The sequence below is a fragment of the Leisingera sp. ANG-M6 genome (genome assembly GCF_000813905.1).
Taxonomy (GTDB): domain Bacteria; phylum Pseudomonadota; class Alphaproteobacteria; order Rhodobacterales; family Rhodobacteraceae; genus Leisingera.
Genome location: NZ_JWLG01000009.1, coordinates 66,557 through 84,425 on the forward strand (window position 1 = coordinate 66,557; position 17,869 = coordinate 84,425).

Here is a 17,869-nt window from a genome sequence, read left to right on the forward strand (position 1 = left end):
AGACCGCCATGACGGATCTGACTGAAATCAAGGCCGCCGCCCGCAAAGCCGCCTTTGCCCGCCGCAAGGAGGCGCACGCCCGCAATATCCCTGGCGCCGCAGGCCACCTGTCGGAGGTGCTGGCGGGCTACCGCGGCGTGCCGTTGTCGGGCTACATGCCGATCCGGACTGAGATCGACCCCGTACCCGCCATGTCTGAAGCCGCAGCCCATGGGCCAGTTGGCGTGCCGGTGATCCTGGGGCAGGGGCAGCCTTTGAAATTCAGCCGCTGGCAGCCCGAAGGTGCGCTGCGCGAGGGACCTTTCGGTGCCATGGTTCCTGAGGTGGATGACTTCTTTGAGCCGGAAATCCTGGTGGTGCCGCTGGTTGCCTTCGGTTCCAAGGGCGGGCGGCTCGGCTATGGCGGCGGTTTCTACGACCGCACGCTGGAACTGCTGCGCGGCAAGCGGGGCACCTTGGCGATCGGCTTTGCCTTCGATGCGCAGGAGGCCGAAGATCTGCCGCTGGAGCCCACCGACCAGCCGCTCGACATGATCGTAACCGAAAGCCGCATTCTGCAGTTCTAATCCGCTAGCCGGGCGCAGGTTCTGCGGATCGCGGCTTCGAAGAAGGCGAGGCGCGCCGGCGGCGCCTCCTGCTTCTGCCGGACCAGCCACAGGTCATCCTCCAGCGGCGCCTTCAGTGCCGCGGTGCGGAAGGTTCCTTGGCCCTGCTGCGCCAGAACAGCGCTTTGCGGCAGGATGGTGTAACCGGCCCCGGCAGATACCGGGCTCAGGATTTGGCCGATCTGGTTGAGGAAGGCGCGCCTGCGCAACCCGGCGGAGCCGCGATAGTCAGGATAGTTTGCCGCCAGCAGCCGGTCTGCCAGGGCGGCGGCGTCAGGGTGGTCCACCAGCCCCAGTTTCTGAAGCGTTTCAAACTCCGGCCTGTCTGCCGCACCTGACGGCAGGATCAGGTTCAGCCGGTCGCGCCCCAGCCGCTCCGCCATCAGCCGCGGCGCGTCCAGCTTACGGTGCAGGATGCCCAGATCCAGCTCCCCGGACAGCAGCTGTGCTTCGATAGACGCTTGCGGTGCCGCCTGCAGCGACAGCGTCAGTTCCGGCCAGCGCGCCAGATGCACCTCCACCTCGGCGTAGATCAGAACCGCCAGCCCGCCAGGGCAGGCGATGCGCACATGACCGCGGCCGGGATCATCCTGTCCCAGATCCTGGCGCAGCGCGTCTTCTTCAGCCTGACGCCTGCGGCCGAGCGCGGCCAGCGCAACGCCTGCGTCCGTCAGGCTGAAGCTTTTGCCGTGGCGGACCAGCAGCGGCCTGCCCACCTGCTGCTCCAGCTTCTTGACGTGCTGGGTGACCCCGGGCTGGGTCATGTTCAGCCGCGCTGCGGTGCGTGTGAAACTGTCCAGTCTGCTCAGCACAGTGAAGGTTTCCAGCCAGGTGGCATTCAGCATCTTTGGCTCACTTCGTTATGGATTGCATAATGAATGATAATTTTTCCTTCTTCTCCTGCAACCCTATCTCCGGGTGGCAACAAGCGAAACACCACCCAAGGAGACTATGATGCTGACCGCCCCGCGCAGTTTTTCCCACATCGGCCTGTCTGTTCCGGACCTGGACGCCGCAATGAAATTCTATGCAGAAGTCATGGGCTTCTACGTCATTATGAACCCAACCGAAGTGGTGGAGGACGACAGTGACATTGGCCGTATGTGCACGGATGTGTTTGGGGCCGGCTGGTCGCGGCTGCGCATCGCCCACCTGTCCACCGCCGACCGCGTCGGCATCGAATTGTTCGAATTCGATGGAAATTACGCGCCGTCCGACAATCTGGACTACCGCCGTCACGGCCTCTTCCATTTCTGTGTACAGGACCCCGACGTCGAGGGCCTGGCGCAAAAGATCGTCGCGGCCGGGGGCAAGCAGCGGATGCCGGTGCGGGAGTATTATCCGGGCGAAAAGCCCTATCGCATGGTCTATGTCGAAGACCCGTTCGGCAACGTGTTCGAAATTTATTCGCACGGCTACGAACTGACGTATTCGGCGGGCGCCTACAGCTGAGCCGGGCGCCACACCGATGCGAAAACGCACCGCGGGGCCTTGCTCTTTGGCGCCGCGTTGCCTACCAGCCGGGCATGCGTATTCTTTTCCTTGGCGATGTGATGGGCCGCGCCGGGCGCCGTGCCATCACCGAAACCCTGCCGCGGCTGCGTGACGAGTGGCGGCTCGATTTTGTTGTGGTGAACGGCGAAAACGCCTCCAACGGCATGGGGCTGAGCGGCGAGCACGCCAAGCTGCTGCTGGATGCGGGCGTCGACTGCCTGACGCTGGGAGATCATGCCTTCGACCAGAAAGACATGCTGCAGTTCATCGAGAAAGAGCAGCGCATCATCCGGCCTCTGAACTTTGCCAAAGGCGCGCCGGGCCGCGGCTACAGACTCTTCAACGCGCCGGGCGGACGCAAGGTGCTGGTGGTGCAGGCGCTAGGGCAGGTGTTCATGAAACGCGCCTTCGACGACCCCTTCGGCGCAGTAGAGGCGGTGCTGAAGTCGCACCCGCGCGGCGGGCTGGCGCAGGCGGTCATCGTCGACATGCACTGCGAGGCAACCTCGGAGAAGATGGCGATGGGCCACTTCTGCAACGGCCGCGCCTCGCTGGTGGTGGGCACCCATACCCATGTGCCGACAGCGGATGCGCAGATCCTTTCGGAAGGCACTGGCTATCTGACCGATGCAGGTATGTGCGGCGACTACAACTCGGTCATCGGCATGGACAAGGCCGAACCGATGCGCCGCTTCCTGACCGGCATGCCCAAGGCCCGCTTTACCCCGGCAAATGGCGAGGCGACGCTGTCCGGCGTGTTTGTCGAGACCGACGACCGCACCGGGGCCGCCAACAAGATTCGCATGGTTCGCAACGGCGGGCTGCTCGAGCCAGCGGCCCCCTGAACGGGACCCGCCGCCGCTGCAAGCACCAGCAGACGGGAGAATTGACGCTAAAGCCGCGGATTTCCGGGCAAAATGCCCTTTCCGCGCCGCTGGGCATCTGCTTTTCCGGAAATTCTTGCTCAGCCCTCTGGTTTCGGGGAAACTGCGCGATGGCGGCGCGTAAATCCCGCCTTTAACAACATGGGCAAAGTCACGGTTTATGCAGTACTTCCAACTTGGTGACACCGGCAGCGCATTTCTGGCGCTTGCAATTGTCCTGGCGATGTTCGTGGCGTTTCTGCGGGAAACCTATCCAACCGAAGTGGTGGCGCTGACCGGTGTTGCTGCGATGCTGGCCACTGGCGTTTTGCCCTATGGCGAGGCGCTGCCGGTTCTGTCCAACCCGGCGCCCTGGACCATCGCGGCGATGTTCATCATCATGGGTGCTCTGGTGCGCACTGGTGCACTCGACGCCTTCACCCAGATCGCCAAGAAGCAGGCAGAAGTAAACCCGAAACTGGCCGTCGCTCTGCTGATGGCGTTTGTCGTCACCGCCTCCGCCGTTGTGTCCAACACGCCGGTGGTGGTGGTGATGATCCCGGTCTTCATCCAGATCGCCCGCACCCTCAACGTCTCCGCTTCCAAGATGCTGATCCCGCTCAGCTATGCGGCGATCCTGGGCGGCACCCTGACGCTGATCGGCACCTCGACCAACCTGCTGGTGGACGGTGTGGCGCGGGCGCAGGGGCTGAAGCCCTTCACCATTTTTGAGGTCACCCCGCTGGGCCTGATCCTCGTCGCCTACGGCATGGTCTACCTGCGCTTCATCGCGCCGCGCCTGCTTCCTGCGCGCGACAGCATGGCAGAGCTGCTCAGCGACAAATCGAAGATGAAATTCTTCACCGAGGCGGTGATCCCGCCCGAAAGCAACCTCATTGGCCGCGAAGTCACCGGCGTGCAGCTGTTCAAGCGCCCCGGCGTGCGCCTCATCGACGTGATCCGCGGCGACGCCTCTCTGCGCCGCAATCTTCAGGGGGTGGAGCTGCAGGTCGGCGACCGGGTAGTGCTGCGGACCCGGATGACAGAGCTGCTGAGCCTGCAATCAAACAAGGAACTGAAACGGGTCGATCAGGTGTCCGCCATCGAGACCCAGACCGTCGAAGTGCTGATTACCCCGGGCTGCCGGATGGTGGGCCGCAGCCTGGGCGCCCTGCGCCTGCGCCGGCGCTATGGCGTCTATACGCTGGCGGTGCACCGGCGGAACCAGAACATCGGCGTGCAGCTGGACGATCTGGTCGTGCGGATCGGCGATACCCTTCTGCTGGAGGGCGCGCCTGCCGATATCCAGCGCCTGGCGGCTGACATGGACCTGGCCGATGTCTCGCAGCCGACCCAGCGGGCCTACCGCCGCAGCCACGCACCAATCGCTGTTGTTGCGCTCCTGGGCATCGTGCTGCTGGCCGCCTTTGGCGTCGCACCGATCCTGATGCTGTCGCTGCTGATGGTCTCGCTGGTCTTTATCACCCGCTGCATCGACGCGGATGAGGCATTTTCTTTTGTCGACGGGCGTCTGCTAGCACTGATCTTCTCGATGCTGGCCATCGGTGCCGCGCTGGAAAGCTCTGGCGCGGTGGCCCTGATTGTCAACGCCATTGCGCCAGCCTTGTCGATGCTGCCGCCGTTCCTGCTGGTTTGGGCCGTCTATCTCCTGACCTCAGTGCTGACGGAGCTGGTGTCCAACAATGCAGTTGCCGTGGTCGTCACCCCGATTGCAATTGGGCTGGCACAGGCCATGGGCGTCGATCCGCGCCCTCTGGTGGTGGCGGTGATGGTGGCGGCCTCGGCCTCTTTCGCAACCCCGATCGGCTATCAGACCAACACGCTGGTCTACGGCCCGGGCGGATACAAGTTCACCGATTTCCTGCGCGTCGGTATCCCGCTGAACCTGACCGTCGGTATGGTGGCCTCGCTGCTCATCCCGTTCTTCTGGCCGCTCTGAGCCCTTCTAAAACAGAAAAAGGCGGCGAAAAGCCGCCTTCTGTGACCCCGGTTACATGAAACTGTTAAACTATTGCCCATATGGAGAGGAGCAGTGTCTTCATAAGGTCCAAGACCATGAGTTTCAGAAAAGTGTTTTTGTTTGTCGTCCTCGCCGGCTCCACCGCAATTGCGCTGGTGTCACAAGCCCAGACCAGCGGCGCCGCCCGCGCGCATCCGGTTCAGCAAGAGCAACTGCAATAAGCGGCAGCCGGTGCGTGGTCCTCAAAGGGGCCAAAACACCAGAATGGCGGGAATGGACACGGCGATGACCAGCGCCTCCAGCGGCAGTCCCATCCGCCAGTAATCCCCGAAATGGTAGCCGCCAGGCCCCAGCACCAGCGTATTGTTCTTGTGCCCGATCGGGGTCAGGAAGGCGGCAGACGCGGCAACTGCCACAGCCATCAGAAACGGATCGGGCGAAACACCCAGCGTTTCCGCCATCTGGATGCCAACAGGCGCTGCCACAATCGCCGTGGCAGTGTTGTTCAGCACATCCGACAGGGTCATGGTGACCACCATCAGCACCGTCAGCACTGCCCAGGCGGGCAGGCCCGCGGTCAGCCCGGTCAGCGCATTGGCAATCAGCGCCGTGCCGCCGGATGTGTCCAGCGCCGCTCCCAGCGGGATCATCGACCCCAGCAGCACCACCACCGGCCATTCCACATGGTCATAAATCTCTGCCACCGGCAGGATCTTCAGCAGAACATAGCCGATGGCCACCAGCCCCAGCGCCACAGGCAGGTACAACAGCCCGACAGAGGCTGCGAGCACCGCTGCGGCAAACAGCCCGATGGCGGCCCAGGTCTTGTCGTTCGCTGTGACCGACAGGCCGCGCGCCGCCAATGGCAGGCAGCCCAGCCAGTCGGCCACATCGGCGCTGCGCCCCCGCGGGGACAGCAGCAGCAGAATATCGCCGGCCTGAACCTCTGTCTGACGGATATGGCGGGTGATCCGCGTGCCCTGGCGGGAAATCCCCAGCAGCACTGCGCTCTGCCGCCAGGCCAGCCCGACGGACTGCGCCGTTCGCCCCCGGATGCGGGCGGTCTCCGGCACCACCAGTTCCGTCAGCTCCAGCCCTTCACCCGCCGCCGTCAGCTTTTCGGACCGTGCGGCATCGGCAAACTCCAGCTTGAGCGCGCTGCGGAACTCATCCAGCGCCTCAGGCTCCGCCTCGATCACCAGCGTGTCGCCTTCGCGCAGCGTCGCCGCGGCGGAGCGCCCATAGCGCCGCTTGCCGTCCCGGATCAGGCCCAGGATCGCTACATCGGCCTTCTCGGCCTCTTCGTCCAGTTCCCCCAGCCGCTTGCCAATCAGCTCAGATCCGCCGCCCACCGTCAGCTCGGCGATATAGGGCGCCAGCTGCGCTTCGGACGCGCCGGCCGCATTCTCCCGCGCTGGGATCAGCCGCCAGCCGATCAGCGCGACAAAGGCAAGCCCCGCCAGCGCGGCAATGCCGCCGACCGGGGCGAAATCGAACATCTTGAACGGCTCCCCCAGCGTCTCGCCGCGGATCGCGGCAATGATGATGTTGGGGGGCGTGCCGATCAGCGTGACCATGCCGCCCAGGATGGTGGCAAAGGACAGTGGCATCAGGCTCAGTCCCGGCGCACGGCCTGCCTTGCGTGCGGTCTGAATGTCCACCGGCATCAGCAGCGCCAGCGCCGCCACATTGTTCATGAAGGCCGACAGCACGGCGCCAACCCCGCCCATCAGCGCGATGTGTCCGCCCAGGCCCCGCGCACTGTCTACCAGCGTCCGGGTGATCAGGAACACTGCGCCCGACCGCACCAGCCCGGCAGAGACGATCAGCACCAGCGCCACTACCAGCGTCGCAGGGTGCCCGAAGCCGGCAAAGGCGTCTTTGGCTGGCACAACCCCCAGCACCACGCCCGCCATCAGCGCGGCAAAGGCCACCAGATCGTAGCGGAAACGCCCCCACAACAGGAGGGCAAAGACAGCAGCAAATAACGCAAACAAAACGGCTTGATCATATGTCATGGCGCCAGCTTATCCCCGAAACCCCGCGGAACAAGGGCAAAGCGGGGCAGGGGCGCTTGAAAGCCGGCGCATCCCAAGGCTATATGAGCGCCAATTCAGATATACAGCAGCAAGGATGCACCATGGCAGGCCATTCAAAATGGGCTAACATTCAGCACCGCAAGGGCCGTCAGGACGCGGCGCGGTCGAAACTGTTTTCCAAGCTGGCCAAGGAGATCACCGTGGCCGCCAAGATGGGCGACCCCGATCCCGACAAGAATCCGCGCCTGCGCCTGGCCGTCAAGGAAGCCAAGTCGCAATCCGTCCCCAAGGACGTGATCGAACGTGCGATCAAGAAGGCCATCGGCGGTGACGCCGAGAACTATGACGAAATCCGCTACGAGGGCTATGGCCCCAATGGTGTTGCGGTGATCGTCGAGGCGATGACCGACAACAAAAACCGCACCGCCTCCAACGTGCGCTCCACCTTCTCCAAGAACGGCGGCAACCTGGGCGAAACCGGCTCTGTCGGCTTCATGTTCGAACGCAAGGGTGAAGTCACGTACCCGGCCTCCGTTGGCGACGCCGACACCGTGATGATGGCCGCGATCGAAGCCGGTGCAGAAGACGTCGAAAGCGCCGAGGACGGCCACATCATCTATTGCGCCGACAGCGACCTCAACGACGTCTCCAACGCGCTTGAGACCGAACTGGGCGAATCCGAGTCGACCAAGCTGGTCTGGAAGCCGACCACCACCACCGAGCTGGACCTGGAAGGCATGCAGAAGCTGATGAAGCTGGTCGATGCGCTGGAAGACGACGACGACGTTCAGCGCGTCACCACCAATTTTGAGGCCACCGACGAGGTCATGGCGCAGCTCTGAGCCAGCGCCTGGTACGAATTCAAAGGCCCGCCAATCCGGCGGGCCTTTTGCTTTTTCTGATGCAAAGCCCATGCGGGGCCCTCAAAAACTGCCGCGCTTCTTTCTGGGTGCAAGTACCCCGGGGGGAGGTCCAAGGGGCCGAGGGGGCAGCGCCCCCCCCCCCTCACTGCTGGTCTGGCCCAATCAACCCGGCACTGGTCAGCTCTGCCCTGCTGGGCCGCCACAGCTCCGTGCCCGGCACCGCAAAAATCCTGCCTGCAAATTCTGCGCTCACCCCCTGTTCCAGCAGAAAGGCGCGGTCTTTCTCCTGTTCCCTCTGCAAATCAATCTGCGGCAGCCCGCTTTCAAACAGCAGGGTATAGCTGTGAAAGCCAAGCTGCCCCTCCGGCCCAAGGGCGCGCCCGCGGCCCGCAGCAAACACAAGGGTGCAGGCAGAGGCGCACAGCCCGTCCGCACGGGTGTCCCATCCTTGCTGCCGGATCAGCCGGGCAACGCCGCGCGCCTCCGCAATCAGCCCGCCTGGCCCCGCCAGCGACACCTGAGCCACGCCGGGGTTTTCCCCAGCCATTTGCCGCATTCGTTTGGTCAGGCCAAAGGTGATCTCCCCGTCAAACACCAGCGTTGTCCCGTCACCGGAAACCGACAGGCTATAGAGCGCTTCACGCTCCAGCCGCCGCTGTTCGGCATAGGCAGGTTCCTCCACCGCCCGGGCAATCAGCAGCGCATCCCACCACTGGGTCAGCGCCGCAAACCCCGCAAACAGCAGCAGCAGATAACCGCCCCAGACCGGAGCCATTGCGCTGGTGCTTCGGACATGGGCATCGGCGCTGCGTAAAAACGCGCGCGCCTGCCAAAGCAAGAATACCCCGTCCGCCGCGATCAGCGCAAAGGCCAGCGGCACCGGCAGCCGGATCACATGGTTGAGCACCAGCCACACCAGCAGCACCACCCCCCGCGGCAGAACCACTTGCAGCAACAGGCTGCGGGGCAGGGAGGCCGGGCTGCCTGTCATCCGGCAGGCGGTTTCATTCAAACACCTGGCAGATTTGCTCCAGAGGTTTTTTCATCTTGGCAACCGACGGCACCATCGCATCGTCTGCCGGGTGGCCCACGGCGATGATCATCGTCGGTTTCTCTGACGCAGGGCGGCCCAAGGCGCCGTTCAGGAATTTCATCGGGTTCGGAGTATGGGTTAGCGTGCACAGACCCGCGGTATGCAGGGCCGTCAGCAGCACGCCGGTGGCGATGTTCACGCTTTCCGGCACGTAGTAGTTCTTGTACCGGGTGCCGTCCGCGAACTCGCCCCAGCGCTGGGCAAAGACCACGATCAGCCAGGGCGCGGTGGTCAGATGCGGTTTGTCTGCATTGGTGCCGATCGGCTCCAGTGCCTTGATCCATTCATCACCCGCGCCGCCTGCATAGAACCGGCGCTCTTCCTCTTCGGCCTCTTCGCGGATCTGCGCTTTCAGTGCGGGGGTTGAGATTGCGGCAAAGAACCAGGGCTGGTGATTGGCGCCCGAGGGCGCGGTGCCAGCAGCGCGGATGCAATCCTCAATAACCGCGCGCGGCACCGGCTGATCCGTAAAGTCCCGCACCGTATGCCGGCGCTGCATATGCGCAAGGAACGCGGCTGCCTTTTCCTGCATCTCCGCCTCGGAATACTCCGCCCGGTCGGGCAGGGGCAGCGGTTCATAGCTGAGCGTGTCTTTGGAGAACATGGGCGGTCTTTCCGGATTAGTTTTGCATCAAATACCGTTTCGCCGATTTCTGCACGGCGCGGGTCACCTCGGCAAGGGCCGGGGCCATCACCCGCGCCACTTGCCAGGTCAGGGGAACCGGCAGCGTGGTGTCCGGGATCAGCGGCACCAGGCGTTCGGACCGGATGTCTTGCTCAACCATTGCCAGCGGGTTCATGCCCCAGCCCAGGCCCGCAGCCGCCGCATCAATGAAGGCCTGGGTCGAGGGCAGGTAATGCGCGGGCGGCGCCAGCCCGGAGGCCACATTGCGTTCCAGCCACAGCCGCTGCAGGTTGTCCTTGGCGTTGAAGATCAGGCAGGGCGCCTTTGCGGCAGCCTCCGGCGTCACCCCGCCGGGAAACCAGCGTTCCATAAAACCCGGGCTTGTGGTTGCCACATACTCCGGCGCGCCCAGCGGGTAGGCGTCAAACCCGGTTACCGGCTTGGAACTGGCAGTGACCGCCGCGGAAACTTCGCCGCGTCTCAGCCACTCCGCGCTGTGGTCCTGATCATCGACCAGCAGGTCGAACAGCACGCCGTCCACCTCCGCCATCGCATCGATGAACCAGCTCGCCAGACTGTCGGCATTGACCGCAATCCGCAGCCGTACCGGGCCGTGATCCGCCTCCAGTGCCAGTTCCCGCGCCAGCTGCGCCTCCAGCAGGCCGATGTCCTCGGCGTGTTTGGCAATCCGAAGGCCCGCTGCCGTACCGGTGCAGGGCGACCCGCGCAGCACCAAAGCCGCGCCAATGCGGTCCTCCAGCGCCTTGATCCGCTGTGAAACGGCTGAGGGCGTCACGTTCAACGCATGTGCCGCCGCCTCGAATGTGCCGAGACGCAGCACAGCGCTCAGTGCCGCCAGCTGGCTGGGATCCATCTGCATTAGCAACTCTAATCTGACTTAAATCTCTTTAACTGGATTAATGGGTGGGCGAGCAGTAGTCAAATCCCAGCACAACGATGGAGACACACATGCCCCCCAGCCTGATTGCCGGATTTGCCCTAGGCCTCAGCCTGATCATGGCGATTGGCGCCCAAAACGCCTTTGTCCTGCGCCAGGGGCTGCGGCGCCAGCATGTGTTCTGGATCTGCCTCACCTGCGCGGGGTCCGACGCTCTGCTGATCACCGCGGGTGTTCTTGGCTTCGGCACCCTGGCAGTGGCCGTGCCCTGGTTCGAGCAGGCGATGCGCTGGGGCGGTGCGGCCTTCTTGATCTGGTACGGCGCCCGTGCCTTGCGCGCCGCCTTGCGGGGCGGCGAAACGCTGGAGGCAGCGCAGGAGGGTGCTGGCGCAGCCTTGTTGCCGGTGCTGGCCACCGTGCTGGCACTCACCTGGCTGAATCCGCATGTCTACCTGGACACGGTGGTTCTGCTCGGCTCAATCTCCGCCCAATATCCCGATCCGCTGATCTTTGCCGCTGGGGCCGCCATCGCCAGCTTCACCTTCTTCTTCACGCTGGGTTACGGCGCCAGCTTGCTGGCCCCGGTCTTTGCCCGCCCGCGGGCCTGGCAGGTGCTGGATGCCATTGTCGGCCTCACCATGTGGGCAATTGCAGCCAAGCTCCTTTTGATGTGACGAACAGCACTTGTGCGCAGGCGGGCCTAACGCCTGCGCAGAAATGTCCTACCTTTCCCCCATGACAGCAGACAGGAGGGAAGGATGAGCTGGAATCCGGCACTGGAACCGCAATGCCCCGACGCGGGCAGCCTTGATGCGATTGAGACGGTGATCATTCCGCGCGCCCGCGACATCGGCGGCTTTGAGGTCCGCCGCGCGCTGCCCGCGCCGCGCCGCCAGATGGTCGGGCCGTTCATCTTCTTCGATCAGGCCGGGCCGGCCGAATTCCTGACCGGCCAGGGCATCGACGTACGCCCGCACCCCCATATCGGCCTCGGGACCGTCACCTACCTCTATCAGGGCGAGTTCGAGCACCGGGACTCGCTGGGCACCCACCAGATGATCTATCCGGGCGAGGTGAACTGGATGGTGGCAGGCCAGGGCGTCACCCACTCCGAGCGCACCTCTGCCGCCACCCGTCAGGGAAAAAGCAGCCTGTTTGGCATCCAAACCTGGATTGCGCTGCCCGAAAGCCACGAGGATGTGCCTGCTGCTTTTGAACACCACGGCAAGGAGGCGCTGCCGGTGCTGGAGGGCGAGGGCAAGTCCGTGCGCCTGATCCTTGGCAATGCCTGGGGCGAGAAAGCCCCGGCAACCCTCTATTCCGAAACCTTTTATGCCGATGTGGTGCTGCACCCGGGCGCCAAGCTGCCGCTGCCCACCGACCACGAGGACCGCGGGCTTTATGTCACGCAAGGCTCGGTGGAAATTGCGGGTGACACCTTTGAGGCGGGCCGCATGATGGTGTTCCGCCCCGGCGATGAGATCACCGTGACCGCCGGTGCTGAGGGCGCCCGGCTGATGGCGCTGGGCGGTGCGACGCTGAACGGTCCGCGCTATATCTGGTGGAATTTCGTCGCCTCCTCCCGCGACCGGATCGAAGCGGCCAAAGTGTCCTGGGCCGCTGGCGACTGGCAGCATGGCCGCTTTAAGCTGCCGCCCGGAGACGATCAGGAGTTCATTCCGCTGCCCGAGAACCGGAAATAATTCACATGTGAAGTCTTGCGCCGCCGCCCGAACGGGTGTTCTGTCAGCCCATGAGCCAATCCGCCGCCCCTGTTCAGCACACACAGAACCCTCTCAGGGGCGTGTTCTGGATGGTTGTGACCGGTCTCTGCTTTGTGGCGGTGACAGCGCTGGTCAAATCGCTTGGCACCCGCATCCCGCCCGCCGAAAGCGCCTTCTTGCGGTATCTTCTGGGGCTGGTGTTTCTGATCCCGATGGCTGGCGCGCTGCGCAGGGCGCATCTGACACCGCGGCTCTGGGCGTTGTTTGCCGGCCGCGGCGTGGTGCATACGGCGGGGGTGATCCTGTGGTTCTACGCTATGACCCAGATCCCGCTGGCAGAGGTCACGGCAATGAACTACCTGTCGCCGGTCTATGTCACCCTTGGTGCGGCGCTGTTCCTGGGCGAGAAGCTGGCCTTCCGCCGCATCACCGCCATCGCCGTCGCCTTGATCGGCGCGATGATCATCCTGCGCCCCGGCTTCCGAGAGGTTTCCCCTGGCCATATCGCCATGCTGTTCACCGCGGTCTCCTTCGGTGCCTCCTACCTGATTGCCAAGTTCACCGTTGGCAGCAACAGTCCGGCGGTGGTGGTGGGGATGCTTTCGGTGTTCGTCACCCTTGGCCTTGCCCCCTTTGCTCTCGCGGTCTGGGTGACGCCGACACTGGCAGAGGTTGCAATCCTGTTTGGTGTCGCTTGCTTTGCCACCGCGGGCCACTACACCATGACGATGGCCTTTGCCGCGGCGCCAGTGGCGGTTACCCAGCCGGTCACCTTCCTGCAGCTGGTCTGGGCCACCCTGCTGGGCGCGCTGGCCTTCGGTGAGCCCGCTGATGTCTGGGTGCTCTCCGGCGGCGGCTTGATCCTGGGCGCGGTCAGCTTCATCTCCTGGCGTGAAGCCAGGATAAAAAAGAAGAGCCTTTCATCCTCCGGTAATGTTGCTGGCGTTTGATCGTCTTATGGATGTTACATGGCTGGGATAACATCCTGCATTTATGAACATTCGCCGGGGTCCGTGGACGATGAAATGCCTATGGCTGCCAGCCTTGCTGCTGGCAGCACTCCTTGATCTGACGGCCGCTCAGGCCGGGACCCGTTTCTGCAACGATACGGATGCCCTGCATCACCTGGCAGTGGTTTTGCGCGACGGCGGCAGCTGGGTGGCCCAGGGCTGGCAGCACCTGCAGCCGGGCGATTGCGCGGATCCGGTGCCGCGGGGGTATCCGGGCAAGTTTCTCTACTACCGCGCCGAAAGCCCCGGCCACCGCTTCCATGATGACAGCGTGCAGTTCTGTACCGCACCCGGCCAGTTCCGCATCCCGCGCGGGGGCGATTGCACCGGACAGGGGCAGGCATGGCGGCGGTTTGCCAAGGCGTCCCTGAACCAGCCCGTGCTCCTCAGCACCCGTTCACACAGCGGCGAAGGTGCCGCGGACAGCCTGCAGGATCAGCATCACATAGCAGAAGACGGGCTGCACTATACGGCTGAGGTGGTCTTTCAGGGCTGCAGGCTGAACACCGCGGAGGAAACCGTCACCTGCAAATTTGTCGGCCACGGCATGGAAATCGGGTCCGAAGGCCGCCTGCAGGTCGAAGACCCGGTCTTTACTTACTTGCTTGGGCTGCTGCGCGGAGCCCCCCTGGAAATCGACGGGGAGATGATCTCCAGCTTCGGCTCTTTCGGTGAGCTGGACCTGCACAGTGTGACACCGCGGGTGCCGGACCGCTACGATGGGCTGCTGCAGAAGATGCAAGGCGTGTGGCTGTCAGAGCGCAGCCCGCTGGACAGGTTTTCCATTTCAGGCGCGATGCGCCGGGTAAGCTACGGCGGACGCCGGATGACGCCGGAATTCCTCTCAGTGCAAGACAGCTGCCAGGGGGGCAAGGGGGCGGATTTCCTGCTGGCCTGGGACAGCCTGCGCGGCAGCAGCCTGTGCTACCGGATCGACGCGCTGACACAAGACCGGATGACGCTGACCTATATGCCGCGCGGCATCCGGCTGGACTACCGGCGGGTGCGCTAGGGCCGGCGATCACGAGGCCCGGTGCCCGGGTCAGGGGATCACCAGGTCCACCACCCGGTGCGCGGCGGCGCGGGCCTCATCCGGGTCCAGCGCCTCTTCCGATTGCGCTGCCTGCAGCCAGACCCCATCCATGTAGCACTGCAGCGCTTGACGGGCGGTCTCCACCCGGTCCGCAGGCAGCAGCGCCCGCAACTCGGCCAGGAAATGGCTCCGCACCCGGGCACGGTTGATTCGGTGCAACCGGCTCAGGCGCGGCGAATAGGGGGCATTTGCCCAGAACTGCATCCAGATGCTGCACTGGGGAACGGTGAACAGACCGTCGGCAAAGTTCGCATCCATCACTGCATAGAGCCGCTCGCGCGGGGTGCGCGCAGTTGCATACCCCTCGCTCATCGCACGGCGCAGCTTGCCCAGAAGATGCAGCATGGTGGCTTCCATCAGCCCTTCCTTGGAGCCGAAATAGTAGTTGATCGAGGCCGCCGATGCTCCGGCCTCGCGCGCGATTTCCGCCATCGTTACAACACCGTAGCCGCGCTTGTGCACGGCAACGATGGTGGCTTCGATCAGCTCTTCGTTGCGGATGTCCCGAATGCGTTTCCTGCTCATGATTAAGTTGTGCGGTAATTGGGCCAGCGTTTCAACTGTTGTTCGCGCGAATTCGAAACTTGAATGGTCATTTAAAAAACTGTTTGGCGCTTCAGCCGGCTGTGATATGTACCCGTTCCATGTCTGAGGGCGGAAACCGCCCGGAAATGGGAGGGACATATGACTTCAATCATCTCGTTCGGGATTCTGCTGGCCTTTGCGCTGGTGGCGTTCTGCGTGATCAAGTGGTGGAACGTCCGCAACGTCGGCGTGACCCCCGTTCACCTTTTCACCTTCATCGCCATCCTGTTCACCTCCGGTCTGGACGTGGGCCTGATCATGTTCCCGCTGGCCTGGGACTTCCCGCTTTACGCGGACACCGCGGCGGAACCGGCCTATGGCTTCACCAACCCGCTGGCGCTGGAGTTCGGCTTCTGGGGCTTCCTGATCTGGGGCTTTTACTTCCTGACGACCTTCTATTTCTGCGTGATCGAACCGCGGGTGAAGTTCTTTGAGATCCCGCTGGTGAAATGGATCAACAACATCGTGATCATCGGCACCTGCGCCTTCACCGGCGCGCTGTTCCTGATCTACCTGCCGTATTACGCCACCTTCATGGGCGACGGCGAAACCGTGATCCCGGCCTTCTATGTCATCACCTTCCTGGTGATCCTGTTTGCCGCCTTCTCCTCCACCGACATCAAATACGTGCGTATTCTGTCGGTCGGCTCCACCGCGCTGTTCTTGGCGCTGATCCTGGGCATGTGGGCCTATGCGGGCATGGGCCTGGGCGCCTTTGCCGACACCGCTTCGAACATCGGCGGCTACTTTGCCAACATCCACAAGTTTGTGCTGCCGCTGACCGACTATCATGAGTTCTACCTGTTCTGGTGGTTCGCATGGTCCATCATGATCGGCCAGTTCACTTCCCGCTTTGTCGGCGGCCTGCGCACCTGGCAGGTTCTGGCAGCGCTGCTGATCTTCCCGTCGATCCCGCTGGGGATCTGGTTCTCGGTGCTCTACTACTACCACCTGAACAGCATCGAAACGACGCTGCTGATCAACGTCTCCATGGTCGCCGTTGGCATCATCTTCGTGGTCAACTCGTTTGACTCGCTGATCCGCCTCTACACCGACAACCTGAACCTGTCGGCCAAGCGTTTCGGCACCATTCCTTATGTTGTCGGCAACGCTGTTGTGCTCTTCGGCCTGACCCTGGCCTTCCAGAGCCAGTGGCTGCAGATCCAGTGGATCGGCACCGTGGTCATCGGCATCTATGTGGCCTGCCTGGCTTACATCGTGCTGTTCAAGCGCAGCGAAGTGATGAGCATCGACGCCTCGCCTGAGGAAAACACGCTCGACTTCGAGAAGATCAAGACAGCCCACTAAGGGCGGTCTCCCGGCTGGCCCCCAAGTTTCCCCGAATGAGGGGACCAGCCTTTAACTGCCTGGCAGCGCTTTCGGGCCTGCCAGGCGCCTTTGCAAAGCATCGCCAAAACTTGGGAGGTCCGCGATGAGTGCCCCGAATATCCTGATCCTGATGGTTGACCAGTTGAATGGGACGCTTTTCCCGGACGGCCCCGCCGAATGGCTGCATGCGCCGAACCTGAAGAAACTGGCGGAACGCTCCACCCGCTTCAAAAACGCCTATACCGCGTCGCCGCTCTGCGCGCCGGGCCGCGCCTCCTTCATGTCCGGCCAGCTGCCCTCGCGCACTGGCGTCTATGACAACGCGGCGGAATTCCGCAGCGACATCCCGACCTACGCCCACCACCTGCGCCGCGCCGGGTATTACACCTGCCTCTCTGGCAAGATGCACTTTGTTGGCCCCGACCAGCTGCACGGGTTCGAGGACCGCCTGACCACCGACATCTACCCGGCCGACTTCGGCTGGACCCCGGACTACCGCAAACCGGGCGAGCGGATCGACTGGTGGTACCACAACATGGGCTCCGTCACCGGGGCAGGGGTGGCAGAGACCTCCAACCAGATGGAATACGACGACGAGGTCGCCTACAACGCCACCGCCAAGCTCTATGAGCTGTCGCGCGGGCTGGACGACCGCCCCTGGTGCGTGACCGTCTCCTTCACCCACCCGCACGACCCCTATGTGGCACGCCGCAAGTACTGGGATCTTTACGAGGACTGCGAGCACCTGCTGCCCGAAGTCCCCGCCATGGACTATGAGGACCACGACCCCCACGCCAAGCGGATCTTTGACGCCAACGACTGGCGCAGATTCGACATCACCGAGGAGAACATCAAACGCTCCCGCCGCGCGTACTTCGCCAATATCTCCTACCTGGACGACAAGATCGGCGAGATCCTGAACGTGCTGGAAACCACAAGGCAGGAGGCGATCATTCTGTTCGTCTCCGACCACGGCGACATGCTGGGCGAACGCGGCCTGTGGTTCAAGATGAGCTTCTACGAGGGCTCCTCCCGCGTGCCGCTGATGATCTCGGCGCCGGACCTGCCCGCGGGCCTCATTGAAACCCCGGTCTCAACACTGGACGTGACCCCGACGCTGGGCGCGCTGGCCGGTGTCGATATGGCGGAAATCGAACCCTGGACCGACGGCCAGAACCTGGTGCCGCTGGCCAATGGAACGGAACGCACTGAACCGGTCGCCGTGGAATACGCCGCGGAAGCGTCATATGCGCCGCTGGTGTCGCTCCGTTATGGCAAGTGGAAATACAACCGCTGCAGCCTCGACCCTGATCAGCTGTTTGATCTGGAATCCGACCCGCACGAGCTCAACAACCTTGCGGACGATCCGGCCCATGCTGGCACTCTGGAAACCCTGCGTGCCAAGTCGGAGGCGCGCTGGAACCTGGAAGCCTTCGACGCAGAGGTACGCGCCAGCCAGGCCCGCCGCTGGGTCGTCTACGAGGCCTTGCGCCAGGGCGGCTACTACCCCTGGGATTACCAGCCGCTGCAAAAGGCCTCCGAGCGCTACATGCGCAATCACATGAACCTCGACAACCTCGAGGAAAGCAAACGCTTTCCCCGCGGCGAATAACCATAGCAACCACTCAGCATCTCCCCTGCTGAAGACCCCCGCTGGAGACACACAA

At 63.5% G+C, this 17,869-nt stretch carries 18 protein-coding genes; 12 read left to right on the forward strand and 6 right to left on the reverse strand.

Features of this window, described 5'->3' with window-relative positions; translation table 11 throughout:
• Positions 1-8: 8 nt before the first annotated feature.
• Complete coding sequence (locus RA24_RS06590) at positions 9-566, forward strand: 5-formyltetrahydrofolate cyclo-ligase (RefSeq protein WP_039190608.1); 558 nt, start codon at positions 9-11, stop codon at positions 564-566.
• Here RA24_RS06590 and RA24_RS06595 read toward each other — a convergent pair.
• Entirely contained in the window at positions 563-1,450 is an 888-nt protein-coding gene (locus RA24_RS06595) for a LysR family transcriptional regulator (RefSeq protein ID WP_039190609.1), read from the reverse strand. The genes RA24_RS06590 and RA24_RS06595 overlap by 4 nt on opposite strands.
• 109 nt (positions 1,451-1,559) lie before the next feature.
• Between RA24_RS06595 and RA24_RS06600 the strand changes: the two genes are divergently transcribed.
• The 4 genes from RA24_RS06600 (at position 1,560) to RA24_RS22895 (ending at position 5,164) form a co-directional block, all read left to right on the forward strand.
• Positions 1,560-2,057 (forward strand): lactoylglutathione lyase family protein, encoded by a 498-nt coding sequence (locus RA24_RS06600; protein WP_039190833.1) that lies wholly within the window; start codon positions 1,560-1,562, stop codon positions 2,055-2,057.
• Between the two features lie 74 nt (positions 2,058-2,131).
• Positions 2,132-2,944: a TIGR00282 family metallophosphoesterase gene (locus RA24_RS06605; protein WP_039190611.1), complete on the forward strand. Its 813-nt coding sequence runs from the start codon at positions 2,132-2,134 to the stop codon at positions 2,942-2,944.
• Between the two features lie 199 nt (positions 2,945-3,143).
• Positions 3,144-4,922, forward strand: a complete 1,779-nt coding sequence (locus tag RA24_RS06610) for an SLC13 family permease (RefSeq protein ID WP_019295714.1) — start codon at positions 3,144-3,146, stop codon at positions 4,920-4,922.
• Between the two features lie 116 nt (positions 4,923-5,038).
• A complete protein-coding gene (locus RA24_RS22895; RefSeq protein WP_275041211.1) occupies positions 5,039-5,164 on the forward strand; it encodes a hypothetical protein in 126 nt (41 codons plus the stop codon).
• 21 nt (positions 5,165-5,185) lie between these two features.
• Here RA24_RS22895 and RA24_RS06615 read toward each other — a convergent pair whose 3' ends face one another.
• Positions 5,186-6,961, reverse strand: coding sequence for an SLC13 family permease (locus tag RA24_RS06615; RefSeq protein ID WP_039190612.1), 1,776 nt, complete (start codon positions 6,959-6,961; stop codon positions 5,186-5,188).
• Between the two features lie 122 nt (positions 6,962-7,083).
• Between RA24_RS06615 and RA24_RS06620 the strand changes: the two genes are divergently transcribed.
• Positions 7,084-7,824 (forward strand): YebC/PmpR family DNA-binding transcriptional regulator, encoded by a 741-nt coding sequence (locus RA24_RS06620; RefSeq protein WP_019295711.1) that lies wholly within the window; start codon positions 7,084-7,086, stop codon positions 7,822-7,824.
• Between the two features lie 163 nt (positions 7,825-7,987).
• On the opposite strand, the gene RA24_RS06625 is transcribed toward RA24_RS06620, so the two are convergent.
• The 3 genes from RA24_RS06625 to RA24_RS06635 are packed head-to-tail and all read right to left on the reverse strand — an operon-like array spanning position 7,988 to position 10,443.
• The gene (locus tag RA24_RS06625; protein WP_039190834.1) at positions 7,988-8,836 is read right to left on the reverse strand and encodes a COG3904 family protein; all 849 of its coding nucleotides are present in this window, start codon (positions 8,834-8,836) and stop codon (positions 7,988-7,990) included.
• 13 nt (positions 8,837-8,849) lie between these two features.
• Entirely contained in the window at positions 8,850-9,542 is a 693-nt protein-coding gene (locus RA24_RS06630) for a nitroreductase family protein (protein WP_039190614.1), read from the reverse strand.
• Positions 9,543-9,558: 16 nt separating this feature from the next.
• Positions 9,559-10,443 (reverse strand): LysR family transcriptional regulator ArgP, encoded by an 885-nt coding sequence (locus RA24_RS06635; RefSeq protein WP_039190616.1) that lies wholly within the window; start codon positions 10,441-10,443, stop codon positions 9,559-9,561.
• A gap of 89 nt (positions 10,444-10,532) precedes the next feature.
• Here RA24_RS06635 and RA24_RS06640 point away from each other — a divergent pair, with 89 nt between their 5' ends.
• The 4 genes from RA24_RS06640 (at position 10,533) to RA24_RS06655 (ending at position 14,207) form a co-directional block, all read left to right on the forward strand.
• Complete coding sequence (locus RA24_RS06640) at positions 10,533-11,135, forward strand: LysE/ArgO family amino acid transporter (protein ID WP_039190618.1); 603 nt, start codon at positions 10,533-10,535, stop codon at positions 11,133-11,135.
• An 84-nt stretch (positions 11,136-11,219) separates the two neighbouring features.
• Entirely contained in the window at positions 11,220-12,164 is a 945-nt protein-coding gene (locus tag RA24_RS06645) for a pirin family protein (RefSeq protein ID WP_039190620.1), read from the forward strand.
• Between the two features lie 50 nt (positions 12,165-12,214).
• Positions 12,215-13,135: a DMT family transporter gene (locus tag RA24_RS06650; protein ID WP_052254132.1), complete on the forward strand. Its 921-nt coding sequence runs from the start codon at positions 12,215-12,217 to the stop codon at positions 13,133-13,135.
• A gap of 70 nt (positions 13,136-13,205) precedes the next feature.
• On the forward strand, positions 13,206-14,207 hold the full coding sequence (locus RA24_RS06655) for a DUF1036 domain-containing protein (protein ID WP_039190621.1): 1,002 nt from the start codon (positions 13,206-13,208) through the stop codon (positions 14,205-14,207).
• 30 nt (positions 14,208-14,237) lie between these two features.
• Here RA24_RS06655 and betI read toward each other — a convergent pair whose 3' ends face one another.
• Entirely contained in the window at positions 14,238-14,813 is a 576-nt protein-coding gene (betI, locus tag RA24_RS06660; RefSeq protein WP_019295703.1) for a choline-binding transcriptional repressor BetI, read from the reverse strand.
• A 159-nt stretch (positions 14,814-14,972) separates the two neighbouring features.
• Here betI and RA24_RS06665 point away from each other — a divergent pair, with 159 nt between their 5' ends.
• Together RA24_RS06665 and betC are read left to right on the forward strand one after the other, a co-directional pair.
• Positions 14,973-16,181 (forward strand): choline transporter, encoded by a 1,209-nt coding sequence (locus RA24_RS06665; protein WP_039190623.1) that lies wholly within the window; start codon positions 14,973-14,975, stop codon positions 16,179-16,181.
• 124 nt (positions 16,182-16,305) lie between these two features.
• Positions 16,306-17,814 carry a choline-sulfatase gene (gene betC / locus RA24_RS06670; protein ID WP_039190624.1) on the forward strand — a complete coding sequence of 503 codons (1,509 nt, stop codon included), beginning with the start codon at positions 16,306-16,308 and terminating at the stop codon, positions 17,812-17,814.
• Positions 17,815-17,869: the final 55 nt, after the last annotated feature.

Coding starts and splice junctions, on each gene's coding strand:
- RA24_RS06625 (WP_039190834.1), bottom strand. CDS start 8,836: ATGACAGGCAGCCCGGCCTCCCTGCCCCGCAGCCTGTTGCTGCAAGTG.
- RA24_RS06655 (WP_039190621.1), top strand. CDS start 13,206: ATGAAATGCCTATGGCTGCCAGCCTTGCTGCTGGCAGCACTCCTTGAT.
- RA24_RS06590 (WP_039190608.1), top strand. CDS start 9: ATGACGGATCTGACTGAAATCAAGGCCGCCGCCCGCAAAGCCGCCTTT.
- RA24_RS06620 (WP_019295711.1), top strand. CDS start 7,084: ATGGCAGGCCATTCAAAATGGGCTAACATTCAGCACCGCAAGGGCCGT.
- RA24_RS06635 (WP_039190616.1), bottom strand. CDS start 10,443: ATGCAGATGGATCCCAGCCAGCTGGCGGCACTGAGCGCTGTGCTGCGT.
- RA24_RS06630 (WP_039190614.1), bottom strand. CDS start 9,542: ATGTTCTCCAAAGACACGCTCAGCTATGAACCGCTGCCCCTGCCCGAC.
- RA24_RS06605 (WP_039190611.1), top strand. CDS start 2,132: ATGCGTATTCTTTTCCTTGGCGATGTGATGGGCCGCGCCGGGCGCCGT.
- RA24_RS06595 (WP_039190609.1), bottom strand. CDS start 1,450: ATGCTGAATGCCACCTGGCTGGAAACCTTCACTGTGCTGAGCAGACTG.
- RA24_RS06610 (WP_019295714.1), top strand. CDS start 3,144: ATGCAGTACTTCCAACTTGGTGACACCGGCAGCGCATTTCTGGCGCTT.
- RA24_RS06665 (WP_039190623.1), top strand. CDS start 14,973: ATGACTTCAATCATCTCGTTCGGGATTCTGCTGGCCTTTGCGCTGGTG.
- RA24_RS06615 (WP_039190612.1), bottom strand. CDS start 6,961: ATGACATATGATCAAGCCGTTTTGTTTGCGTTATTTGCTGCTGTCTTT.
- betI (WP_019295703.1), bottom strand. CDS start 14,813: ATGAGCAGGAAACGCATTCGGGACATCCGCAACGAAGAGCTGATCGAA.
- RA24_RS06600 (WP_039190833.1), top strand. CDS start 1,560: ATGCTGACCGCCCCGCGCAGTTTTTCCCACATCGGCCTGTCTGTTCCG.
- RA24_RS06650 (WP_052254132.1), top strand. CDS start 12,215: ATGAGCCAATCCGCCGCCCCTGTTCAGCACACACAGAACCCTCTCAGG.
- RA24_RS22895 (WP_275041211.1), top strand. CDS start 5,039: ATGAGTTTCAGAAAAGTGTTTTTGTTTGTCGTCCTCGCCGGCTCCACC.
- RA24_RS06645 (WP_039190620.1), top strand. CDS start 11,220: ATGAGCTGGAATCCGGCACTGGAACCGCAATGCCCCGACGCGGGCAGC.
- betC (WP_039190624.1), top strand. CDS start 16,306: ATGAGTGCCCCGAATATCCTGATCCTGATGGTTGACCAGTTGAATGGG.
- RA24_RS06640 (WP_039190618.1), top strand. CDS start 10,533: ATGCCCCCCAGCCTGATTGCCGGATTTGCCCTAGGCCTCAGCCTGATC.